Origin of the sequence: Bacteriovorax sp. DB6_IX, from assembly GCF_000447775.1 — a bacterium.
Taxonomy (GTDB): domain Bacteria; phylum Bdellovibrionota; class Bacteriovoracia; order Bacteriovoracales; family Bacteriovoracaceae; genus Halobacteriovorax_A.
The window spans coordinates 1-11,770 of sequence record NZ_AUNJ01000419.1 but is presented as its reverse complement, the minus strand read 5'-3'; the positions used below and the strand labels follow the sequence as shown (position 1 = coordinate 11,770).

General features: G+C 37.5%; 9 protein-coding genes and 1 pseudogene. 7 read left to right on the top strand and 3 right to left on the bottom strand.

Going from position 1 to position 11,770, the window contains the following annotated elements; genetic code table 11:
• On the bottom strand, positions 1 to 631 hold a 631-nt coding region (locus M901_RS13115; protein WP_021278681.1), incomplete at its 3' end, for a pitrilysin family protein.
• A gap of 62 nt (positions 632 to 693) precedes the next feature.
• Here M901_RS13115 and hemW point away from each other — a divergent pair.
• From hemW to M901_RS13100, 3 genes are all read left to right on the top strand, one after another.
• Positions 694 to 1,812 (top strand): radical SAM family heme chaperone HemW, encoded by a 1,119-nt coding sequence (hemW, locus tag M901_RS13110; RefSeq protein ID WP_021278677.1) that lies wholly within the window; start codon positions 694 to 696, stop codon positions 1,810 to 1,812.
• Between the two features lie 62 nt (positions 1,813 to 1,874).
• Positions 1,875 to 3,941: an AarF/UbiB family protein gene (locus M901_RS13105; protein ID WP_021278687.1), complete on the top strand. Its 2,067-nt coding sequence runs from the start codon at positions 1,875 to 1,877 to the stop codon at positions 3,939 to 3,941.
• Between the two features lie 61 nt (positions 3,942 to 4,002).
• On the top strand, positions 4,003 to 4,797 hold the full coding sequence (locus tag M901_RS13100) for a hypothetical protein (RefSeq protein ID WP_021278684.1): 795 nt from the start codon (positions 4,003 to 4,005) through the stop codon (positions 4,795 to 4,797).
• Between the two features lie 30 nt (positions 4,798 to 4,827).
• Here M901_RS13100 and M901_RS13095 read toward each other — a convergent pair whose 3' ends face one another.
• A complete protein-coding gene (locus M901_RS13095; protein WP_021278678.1) occupies positions 4,828 to 5,097 on the bottom strand; it encodes a hypothetical protein in 270 nt (89 codons plus the stop codon).
• 162 nt (positions 5,098 to 5,259) lie between these two features.
• Positions 5,260 to 6,708 (bottom strand): Na+/H+ antiporter NhaC, encoded by a 1,449-nt coding sequence (gene nhaC, locus M901_RS13090; RefSeq protein WP_021278679.1) that lies wholly within the window; start codon positions 6,706 to 6,708, stop codon positions 5,260 to 5,262.
• Positions 6,709 to 6,857: 149 nt separating this feature from the next.
• On the opposite strand from nhaC, the gene M901_RS13085 reads away from it, so the two are divergent.
• The 4 genes and pseudogenes from M901_RS13085 to M901_RS13065 form a co-directional block, all read left to right on the top strand.
• Complete coding sequence (locus M901_RS13085; protein ID WP_021278683.1) at positions 6,858 to 7,472, top strand: nucleotide exchange factor GrpE; 615 nt, start codon at positions 6,858 to 6,860, stop codon at positions 7,470 to 7,472.
• Positions 7,473 to 7,508: 36 nt separating this feature from the next.
• The gene (gene dnaK, locus M901_RS13080; RefSeq protein WP_021278686.1) at positions 7,509 to 9,434 is read left to right on the top strand and encodes a molecular chaperone DnaK; all 1,926 of its coding nucleotides are present in this window, start codon (positions 7,509 to 7,511) and stop codon (positions 9,432 to 9,434) included.
• A gap of 77 nt (positions 9,435 to 9,511) precedes the next feature.
• A pseudogene (dnaJ, locus tag M901_RS13075) lies at positions 9,512 to 10,654 on the top strand (molecular chaperone DnaJ).
• Positions 10,655 to 11,354: 700 nt separating this feature from the next.
• On the top strand, positions 11,355 to 11,770 hold a 416-nt coding region (locus M901_RS13065), incomplete at its 3' end, for a hypothetical protein (protein WP_021278685.1).

The following is an 11,770-nucleotide window of genomic DNA, read 5'->3' as shown; positions in this document are numbered from 1 at the left end:
CACCTTTAGGAAGAGAGAACTTTTGAATAGACTCAACGATCTTTTCTTTATCTCTAAGATCTCCTGCAACAACAAGGAATGAGTTAGAATTATTATAGTACTTATTTCTAAATTTAGAGAGTTGTTCTCTTGTAAACGAGCGGATTGTCTTTTCATTTCCTAGAATCGGGTGAGCATAACCACCAGAGAAGCATGACTTCTGAATCTTTTGGAATGAGAATTGATTTGGATTGTCCTGACTTCTTCTAAACTCTTCGAAAACAACTTCTCTTTCTGGAATAAGATCTTCTTCTTTAAACATTGGGTTTGAAACCATATCTAAGAGAATATTCACTGTTTGATCTAAATTAGAATTAGGAGTGTTGATATAATAACAAGTGTAATCAAATGAGGTAAATGCATTAATCTCACCACCAAATGATTCGACTTCATGAGCAATCATGGCCCCTGGTCTTGTTGGAGTTCCTTTAAAGAACATGTGCTCTAGAAAGTGAGCGATCCCATGATCTTCCTTGTCTTCTAAGGTACTTCCAGCTCTGAACCAAATCTGAGCAGTTGCCGCGGTACTTCCTGGAAGATCGACAAATATAACTTCTAAATCATTTTTTAACTTATCTATTTCGTATTTCATTTACAAGGACACCTTTTTATTGAGATATAATTAATAGGATAACTAACTACGTGAAAAAAGTAATGCAAGCAAAACTAGCCGTAAAATCACTTTATTTACATTACCCCTTTTGTCGTCACCTTTGTAACTATTGTGACTTCTATAAGAATATTCCAAAGAATGATGGGGATGTTGACTCTTTTGAACTGTTATTAGAGCAGATGTTTGAAGAGCATGAAAAGTTGATGCAGAAGCTAGGCTATTCTTGGCAAGAGCTTGAAACTCTTTATATTGGAGGGGGAACACCTTCTTTGTGGGGCAAGCGTGGTGCGAAGAAATTAGCGGAGCTTTTCAAGAAGTACGATATCAGGTTATCTCAAAACGTGGAATTTACACTTGAAGTGAATCCGGGGAGCTGGAGCGAAGAATCTCTACAGGCCTGGCAAAGTATTGGAGTAAATCGCTTTTCTTTAGGTATTCAATCTCTAAGCTCAAATTTTATCAAGGTTCTTGATAGAATTCATAATATCGATGACGTGTATAAAACTTTGGAAAAGTTTTCTGAGATGAAGGCAAACTTCTCTGTAGACTTTATGCTGGGGCTACCGTTTTCAAAAAAGTATCAAAGAGATATTTTATCGGAGCTGGAAGAGATTCTAAAGTATTCTCCAAATCACATTAGTCTCTATATTCTTACGGTGAAAGATCACTATATTCATATTAATGAGCTTCCAGATGATGAATGGATTGAAAAAGAATATCTGACAGTGGCCAACTACCTTAAGAGCAAAGGCTTCGAGCACTATGAAGTGTCAAATTTCGCTAAGCCTGGTTTTGAGTCTCATCATAATAAAGAATATTGGAAGATGAATTCTGTGGCAGCAATTGGGCCTTCAGCGACAGGGCTTTTTACGGAAAAAGGCCATCGCTATAAATGGAAAGTTTCTAAGGCCGAATATGTTAGTGAAGAGCTTTCTCAGAAAGAATTATTCTTGGAAGAAGTCTATATGGGATTGAGAATTAATGATGGTTTGACTCTGAATATGTTCAATAATTCTAGTTTTTCTCAAATTGCACAGACCTGGGTAAATCGTAACATCGCGGAAATAAAAGAAGATCGCGTGATTCTTAATAGTGCGGGTTTTCTTATTCTTGATTCTCTAATGGATGAGTTATTCTTAAAGCTACCAAACAACTTTTAATTAATAAATTCAGATATTTAAGTTAAGGCCAAGCTTATCCGATAAGCTCATGAGGTTATCTTATGAGAAAATTATTTTTATATCCGCTATTAGTCACTCTAATTTTTATTTCCTGTACTTCTAATCTTAATAATAAGGATCTTCGTAATCCAGATTCGTTAACGCAGGAATTAAGAAACTCGGGAGCGTTAGCATGGGAGAACCTCTCTGAGGCGAGAAAGGCTGAAGTTAATACTGTTAGAACAAATCTCATGAAGTTCATGCTTGAGGCAAGTTTTAAGAGTGATGAAGAGAAGTATCAGATAGTAAAGAATGCCGAAAGATATCTTGAAGTAGAGACGACCAAGGTCATGCTCAATATTAAAACGGAGAAGCTTTCTCCAAATAATATGACATTCTATAAGATTGAAGCGCCACCAGCTTGGACTTTAAAAGAAGAGGTGAAGTGGCTAACAGAAATGTCACAAGCCGAAACAATAGCGACTCCAATTAGAGCAGATGTTGTCTACTCAACATTGGCCTCAATGAATATTGATCAAATTGATGCGGGAAATGAATTATCGGCAATTGTGAATGAAGATATTTCTAATTTTGTTGCAGCTGTTAAATCATCAAACTCACAAAGAACGATTCCTCTGTTAGTTGTTAACAAATTCGAAGAAAGACTAGATGAGTACTTTGAGAAAATTAAAAATCTGGGAACGGAATTAAAGGCCTCTGGGCAACTTGATTTAGGAAATCCAGAAGCGGAAAAATTTTTAGTTCTCTTTCTTGATTATTACTACTCAAATGTAGATCAAGACGTCATTAAAAATATTATTAATGACATTATAGTTTTGGGTCGTGAGCCAGAGAGCATGGAGATGGTAAAGCTGATGTTCCAAAACTCTGGACCAGGTCTTGGAAAAACTTTACAACAGCTTGGGAAAGAACCAAGTATGGGTGAGAGCTTGCAAGAAGTTATTGAAGTTCTTGAAGATGATGGTAAACCTGTGCCGTATCACCTTGTTAAAAAAATAGTTGATGAAGATGAAGCAGGTTTTGTTATCACGAATATTAGCAAAAAACCTTTGGGGACTGGAACAATGGCCCAGGTTAATAAGGCCAAGTTAAAACAAGGTAATAAGAAAATTGATATCGCTCTTAGATTTCTTAAACCAGGAATTGAGAAGAGGGCCGATGATGATATTAGAATCCTAAAAGACTTTATTGAGAGAATGGGTGAAGAGGGAGAGTTGTCAGAAGACTTCCTTCCTACTGCTAGAAAACTTGTTGAGAGTATATCAGAGTTCTTAAAGTCTGAGCTTGATATTCCTGATGCTATTAAGAAACAAGAATATGCTAATCAAGCATATGAGGGAATTGTTAAGGTTAAACAAGATGGGAAAGTTTATGATATTGATATCAATGTTCCTGATGTTTATAAACCAAAGGCCGGAAAGAAAACAAATCTCCATCTTCAAGAGTTTGTAACTTTTGGAAAGAAATACTCAGAAATTGAAAATATAAAGTCTCGTAAAGTTATTGCTGAAGCTATTATGCGAGCTTGGTTTCAAGAGGGACTCATTGACTCAGGATTTATTCACAGTGACCTTCACCAAGGTAACTTTACAGTTAATAAAATTGGACAATCAACGGGACAGGTAACACTCTTTGATTTTGGTATGAGTGAAACTCTAAGACTTGATACGAGAAAGGCCTTTCTTTTGATTGGTTCAGGTGCTCAATTTAGTAATGCCAAACTTATTGCTGATGGGATGGCCGTTGGAAGAAACCTGTCAAAGTCTAAGAAAAAAGCACTAATCAAAGCAATCGAATCTCAAATTGATAAAATAAAAAAATCTGAAGAGTGGATTATTTGGGGGCTAAGAGAAGGTCACCTTGTTAACGATCAACTCGGGACTTTGGCAAGAGGTGGTACGCTTGTTTCTCAGCTTGGAAGGTTAGTTGATGATGAAGAAATGGCAGAGAATATTGTTGAAGACCTGCTGAAAGAAAATATCAGAAAAGGTTATTTTTCATTGAATTATAACTTTCCATTATCAAGAACTGAAGTTCTTAGGGTCGGAATGGCCTCAGTTGGTGACTCGTGTTCATCTGCAATTAGAAAATTCTTTAGAACTAAATAAGAAAACTTACTTTTAATAATAAAGTTTGCAAGATTAGTTTTTTCATCGCTAAAATACCCGGATGAAGAAACTAATCGCAACAATACTACTATCGACATTATCGTTTGCCTCTCTTCCTGAGGGACAATTCTCTAATCTAAATGCAAGTTACGAAACTCCAGTAGGGAGCGCAACTGCTGACTATCTTAATATTGATGGATTTGGAACTTATCATAATCCAGAACTCTCTGTAGAAAACAAGGATGGACTTCTCGTTTTTGGTTTTGAAGGAAAAGAGTTTGAAATTGATCTTTCTTTATTTGCAGTAAGAGATGCAGACTATATTAATGTTCAGGATATGAACTTCTCTAATAGCAAAAGAGGAATTGATCTAAGTTTTTATAATTTAAATGCAAGCTCTGAAGGTTATTCAACGGATATCTTCAAAGGAAGTGCGGAGTGTAAACGTCAAAGAACTTACACTGATCCAAGTGATGATCTGATCATGAATTGCTTAAACACATCTGAAGTTAGTGTTTCAAGTTTTTCATTTGTTTCTGAAAGCTCATCTTTTGAAAGTTTAATCGGAGAGAAGAGTTTTGAAACATCTCAAATCACTCTTGATAATATCCAAATGACGATTAATAGAGGTTATGTTTACGGGTCATTCTCAAGTAACCTTTCATTTGGAATGAGTATTAGCTTTAGTGGAAATATTGATTATCAAAAAGATAATGAAATGATTGTTGTAGAAGTCGAAGATGTTAGGGCTGGCTTCTTTAGTATTAGGGCCAAACTTTTCACAGAGCTTGAGGCCAATGCCCCTGATAACTTCTTGGTGGCAGAACCATATATTTATATCGATTTAAGAAAATAAGACTTCATTTAGAAGTCTTATTTTTTATATTCAAAGTAATAAGCTGATCCATTTTATAGAAGTATTCTTTCTCGGCTTAATGTCTTTTTCCTTTTTAAATTTCTCATCTCTTTGTGCAATGTAAGCACTGTATTCTGTGAAGCTGGCTTGTTTGATATTTGAAAAGCCTGAATTAGTCATAGTGTTCTCATAGCGCTTATCAATATTTAATTTAACAAGTGCAGGCGAGAGAAAGGATAGGCTTGCAAAGCTATTTAGTCCCAGAATTGTGAGTAGTGCGAATTTGATAATTGTTTTCATTTATGATCTCCCTTTGTCATTGTGCTTATAGAAGCAATGGGAGTGCCAAATGATGAACGAGTGATTTCAGGTGGTTATGATGTTGACTTTGTTTCGATTATGGAATATTTCGCGTTTTGAACCAGATTTGGAATATGGCCCTCCGAGGGGAGGGCGCGTGAATTAAGCTTGAGTTTGTCTTTCTTCGATCTTCTTGACGATTGTCCAATTCATACTTGCTAAGAATAGAGAGATCATTGGACTAAGAATATTGAAGAAGCAGTAAGGGGCATAAGTTAAAGTTGGAACCCCAAGTACTGATGAGTTGTAAGCTCCTCCGGTATTCCAAGGAAAGAGAACCGAAGTTACAGTTCCGGCATCTTCTAATGTTCTAGAAAGATTTTCTGGTGCAAGGCCATACTTATCATAAGCATTCTTAAACATTCTTCCTGGTACAACGATGGCCAGGTATTGGTCTGAAGCCGTAGCATTGAGAAAGATACAGCTTCCAAGAGTCGCACCCACGAGGGAGCCTGTTCCTTTAACTAATTTAAGAATTGATTCGGCAATACTTTGTAACATACCTGTACCTTCAAGTGTTCCACCGAGAATCATAGCAGAGAGAATAAGCCAAACAGTTGAGAGCATGCCTTTCATTCCTCCACGATTAAGAAGTTTATCAATAATTCTATGACCTGTTTCGATCTCAAATCCAGCGTATGAGACTTTCATAATCGCCTCATAGTAAGCCTTGATACCACCATTGAAGTTTGTCATTTTTGCGATGAGCTCTCCTTGAAAACCAAGAGCAACAAGGATTCCTGCAAAAACTCCAAAGGTAATCGCCGGCAGAGCTGGCACTTTCTTTCTAACAAGAATGAGAACGAGTAATGGTGGAAAGAAGAGAAAGATATTTAGATTAAAATTGGCCTTTAGGGTCTCTCTAAGATTATTGATAGATTGTTGATCAATCATATCTCCACTGTAGTTGAGACCAATTAGTGTATAAAGAATAATAGCAATGATAATTGCTGGACCTGATGTGTAGAGCATGTGACGGATATGTGTAAATAGATCTGTTCCCGCCATTGCTGGAGCAAGGTTTGTTGTATCTGAAAGTGGAGACATCTTATCTCCGAAATAGGCTCCTGAAATAACCGCTCCTGCAACGAGACCGATTGGAAGTCCTAGCGTTTCACCAATTCCTAGAAGCGCAATACCTACAGTTCCTGTTGTTGACCAACTACTTCCTGTTGCAAGTGAGACAATACAACAAATAATGCATGAAACTGGAAGGAAGACAGTTGGGTTTATCAGATTAAGCCCATAGTAAATCATGGCAGGAACTGTTCCTGAGAGTATCCATGTTCCAATTAAAGCTCCAACAATAATGAGAATTGTAATGGCCGATAGTGAATTAGTAATTGAGCTTACGATTCCCTCTTCAATTTTCTTAAACGGTGTTTTAAGTCCATAGACTCCGATGAGCCCGGCGAAGAAAGCCGTGATTAGAAGAGCTGTTTGATTAGCACCACCTGTTGCGTCATCTTTGAAGATGACAACGTTCACGATGAGTAAAAAGACGAGGAGCACAATTGGAATTAGTGAGATCAAAAGACCTGGCTTTTTCATAAATTCATCCTTCCTTGGATATTAAAGACGTAATATTAGTAACTTAAGTTAAGCTCAATTTTTTTTTGGCCTTGTGCCATTGACATTAATGTATATGGTACCACTTTATTCAATGAAAGGATAATTACCTAAACAAAGGAAATTTAAGAATGTCTGAAACTGAAGTGAACAATGGGCAAGCTGAAGATCTAAAAGAAGTGAAAGCTCAAGCAGAAGAAGCGATGGATGAGGCCAAGGAAGCTATGGCCGAAGCAGATGAGGCGATGGCCGAAGTAAAAGAAATTCACGAAGAAGTTGAAGAACTTAAGGAAGAGGTTTCTGCGGAACAAAAAGAACTCGCAGAGTTCAAAGAGAAGTTCTACTACGTGGCCGCTGAAATGGAGAACATGAAGAAGCGTCACGAAAGAGATATGCAGAATCAGCTTAAGTATGGAAATGAAAAAGTATTAAAAGGACTCCTTGATGTTGTTGATAATCTTGAGAGAACTTTGATGGCCATTGAAAACGACGAAGATGCTAAAGTTAAAAATATTTTCGTTGGTGTTGATATGGTTAAGGGCCAGTTCTTAGAAGTACTTAAGAATAATGGATTAGAGCAGATTGAAGCGCTTGGAAAAACTTTTGATCCGAACTTTCACGAAGCAATGGCACAGCAACCAGCAGAAGGGAAAGAAAATGACGAAGTTATCCAAGTTTATCAACAAGGATATACGTTAAACGGAAGACTGCTAAGAGCAGCAAAAGTAGTGATCGCTAAAAATTAATTTTAAAGTTAGAAAGACAATATTAAGGAGCTAAAAATGGGAAAAATTATCGGAATCGATCTTGGTACAACAAACTCTTGTGTATCAGTTCTAGAAAACGGAAAGTATAAAATCATTCCAAATGCAGAAGGACATAACACAACTCCATCTGTAATTGGTTTTGCAAATAACGGAGAGACTCTTGTCGGGCAAGTTGCAAAAAGACAAGCTGTAACAAATCCTTCAAAAACTCTATACGGTATCAAGAGACTTATCGGACGTAAGTTTGAGACTCCAGAAGCTAAGAAGTTTGCTGGTGTAGCACCGTTTGAAATCTTTGCAAACGATAATGGAGATGCATGGGTTAAAGTTGATGGAAGTCCAATGGCTCCACAAGAAATCTCTGCTAAAGTTCTTCAAAAGCTAAAGAAAGCGGCTGAAGACTATCTAGGTGAGACAGTATCAGAAGCAGTAATTACTGTTCCTGCTTACTTCAACGACTCACAAAGACAAGCAACTAAAGATGCTGGAAAAATCGCAGGTCTTGAAGTTAAAAGAATTATCAACGAGCCAACTGCGGCTGCACTTGCTTACGGATTAGATTCTAAGCAAGATAAGAATATTGCTGTATTTGACCTTGGTGGTGGTACTTTCGATATTTCAATTCTAGAAATCACTTCTGACGGTGTATTCGAAGTAAAAGCAACTAACGGAGATACATTCCTAGGTGGTGAAAACTTTGATGAAGATATTATCAACTTCCTAGCTGAGGAATTCCAAAAAACAGAAGGTATTGATCTAAGAAAAGATCAAATGGCTCTTCAAAGACTTAAAGAAGCTGCGGAAAAAGCTAAGCATGAGCTTTCAAACGTAAACAGCACTGATGTAAACCTTCCATTCATCACTGCAGACGCTTCTGGTCCAAAACACTTAAACGTGTCTCTTTCTAGAGCAAAATTTGTAGACCTTATCTCTAAGGATCTTGAAGCTCTAGCGAAGCCATGTTTAACATGTCTAGATGACTCAGGACTAGATAAGAATGAAATCGATGAGGTTATCCTTGTTGGTGGTTCGACTCGTATCCCTGCGGTACAAGAAAGAGTAAAAGAAATCTTTGGAAAAGAGCCTTCTAAAGGTGTTAACCCTGACGAAGTTGTTGCGGCCGGTGCTGCGATTCAAGGTGGGGTTCTAGCTGGTGACGTAAAAGACGTTCTACTTCTAGACGTTACTCCACTAACTCTAGGGATTGAAACTCTTGGTGGTGTTATGACTCCACTAATTACAAAGAACACTACTATCCCAACTAAGAAATCTCAGGTTTTCTCTACAGCTGTAGATAACCAACCAGCGGTTACTATTCACGTATGCCAAGGTGAGAGAGAGTTTGCAAAAGATAACAAGTCGCTTGGTAGATTTGACCTAACAGGAATCAATCCAGCTCCAAGAGGAGTACCTCAAATTGAAGTAACATTTGATATTGATGCAAACGGGATCGTAAATGTTTCTGCTGCAGATAAAGCAACTGGTAAATCTCAAGAAATTAAGATCACTGCTGGTTCAGGTCTTTCTGAAGAAGAAATCGAAAGAATGGTACAAGAAGCAGAAGCAAATAAAGAAGAAGATAAGAAGAGAAGAGAAGTTGTTGATCAAAAGAACAACCTTGATGCTCTAATTCTTGGATCAGAAAAAATGATCAAAGATGATACTGAAAACAAGATTCCTGCTGAGATGAAATCTAAGCTAGAAGGTGCAATCACTGATGCAAAAGGAAAACTTGAGTCTGAAAATGCTGATGAATTAAAAGCAGCGTTCGAAGCACTTCAAGCTGTTGCTCACGAAATTGCAACAGCAACTCAACAGGCCGCTGGTGGACAACCAGGACCAGACATGGGTGCAGGACCACAACCAGGTGCAGATGCAGGAGCTGGAGCTCAGAAGAAAGATGACGATGACGTTGTCGATGCAGATTTTAAAGAAGTTTAATCTTAACAACTAGAAATGAAATCTAAGGTATCCTGTGTGTAAAAAACACGGGATACCTTTTCCTATAAGGGAAGCATATGAGCAAAAGAGACTATTACGAAGTTCTTGGCGTTGGAAAAGGTGCTGATAAGAACGAAATTAAAAAAGCCTATAGAAAATTGGCGATGAAGTATCACCCGGATAGAAACCCGGACAATGCTGAAGCTGAAGCGAAATTTAAAGAAGCCTCAGAAGCTGCAGAAGTACTTCTCGATGATTCTAAAAAGCAAAGATATGATCAATTTGGTCATGCTGGAGTTGACGGTCAGGCCGGTGGCTTTGGCGGAGGAGGTATTCGGTGGTGGATTCTCTGGTGACTTTGGTGATTCTCGGAGATATTTTCGGAGACATCTTTGGCGATATGATGGGTGGTGGTCGTCGACGTGGATCACGTAGAACAGGACGACCTGGAAATGATCTTCAAATGGTATTAAACGTTTCTTTTGAAGAAGCGGCCTTTGGAGCTAAGAAGAAAATTTCTGTTAATAAACTTGTAAAATGTGGAACATGTGATGGAAGCGGTGGTAAGGATGGAGCCAAGCCAACAAGCTGTGATATGTGTCACGGATCAGGTGAGATCAGAAGACAGCAAGGTTTCTTCACTGTTGCATCGACTTGTCCAAAGTGTAGTGGATCAGGACAAATGATTTCTGACCCATGTGGTACTTGTCACGGAGACGGAAGAACTAAGAAGAAAGTTGAGCTTGAAGTTACAGTTCCTGCGGGAATTGATGAAGGTCAAAGACTTAAACTTTCTAGTGAGGGAGATTCTGGAGCACAAGGTGGGCCAGATGGTGATCTTTATATTGTTATTGATATCGCTCCTCATGAAATTTTCCAAAGAGACGGTTTCAACGTCCATTACACTGTGCCAATTAGCTTCTCTCAAGCAGCACTTGGTTCTGAAGTGGAAGTTCCTACTCTGGATGGAAAAGTTATGGTTGAAATCCCAGCAGGAACTCAGTCTGGTAAGAAAATGCGTTTAAGAGGAAAAGGAATTCAAAAGCTTGGTGGTTATGGTCAAGGTGATGCGATTCTTTCAATTCACGTTGAAACTCCAACTAAACTTTCTGGTGAACAGAAAGAACTTTTCGAACAACTTGCAGGACTTGAAGCTTCGGCTAAGAGTAACCCAATGAGGTAAGGGGTTCTTTGATAAGGTGAAGGACTTGTTCCAATAAACCATCATTCACTGTGAATAACAGACAAAATTATTCTATATAAAGGGAGCATCTTAGAATTGAGGTGCTCCCTTTTTTTGTATCAAGAAATCTTGATTCAAGATTAAGAACTTTCCATGGAAATAAATTTACTTGGACAAAGAAATCTCCGATAAAGTATTAAAATAAATCTTAATAAGAGAAAGAACGATGATTAGGATTGTAATACTATTGGCTTTTTTTGCTTCTCAAAGTGTTTATAGTCAAACATTAGCGAAGACTTCTTGGGGAATATTTCCCAGTAAGGCAGGTAATTATTTCTTAGCAAACTCAAGTTTTATAGCTCGTTATGGCAACGATAAAAAAATTGATTACTCATTGGATGCGTATACTTACTCTCAAAATTCAATTCGCTGGTTTCCTGCGCGTAAGTTTTCGATGATATTGAAATCAAAAAGATGGACAGGCAATTAGAATTGATGAAAATGGTTTCTATCACAATGAGAAAGCTCTCTGCCGTTATAGGAAGGAATTTCGCAAAGATGATCCTTTATTTGATTCTCGAATTTTTGATCGTGATTGTGCACAAAAATACAATCTAATTTCTTATAAGGAACTGCTTTCAACCGTTATTGGCCTTAAAGTTAGTGAAGATGAAAATCCTTTTTATCTTTTAAATGGAGTTAAGTACTATCCTGTAAATCTTGGTGATGGATATGCTTTGAAAAAGAATCTTGAAAAGTATGAGCGTAAGACTCCTGAGGATATTGCCATTATCCAGGAGTTTTTAAAGTGCTTAGAGGATGATTCTTGCTCGTTTATTCCACAGTCTGACAATCTCAGTGGTGAAACATATTTGGGGCCATTTGACTTTCTTGACCCTAGTATTGCGAATAACTATATTGGATTTACGCCACGAGTTTTGAAGAGGTTCGAAAACTGTGGTCTTCAATTACCTGAAAAAAAACTGCCAGACTCAATAAGATATAAATACGAGTTGTATATTATAAAAAAGTGTCTAGCAAATATGATTAGAAAAAATATTAAAAATGCAGACTTTCAGAAGTATAGCATTTTTCAACGTTTGATGGGAGAAGACTTAGAGATTACTCTTCGATTCGTTTCTCTCGGGCCTAA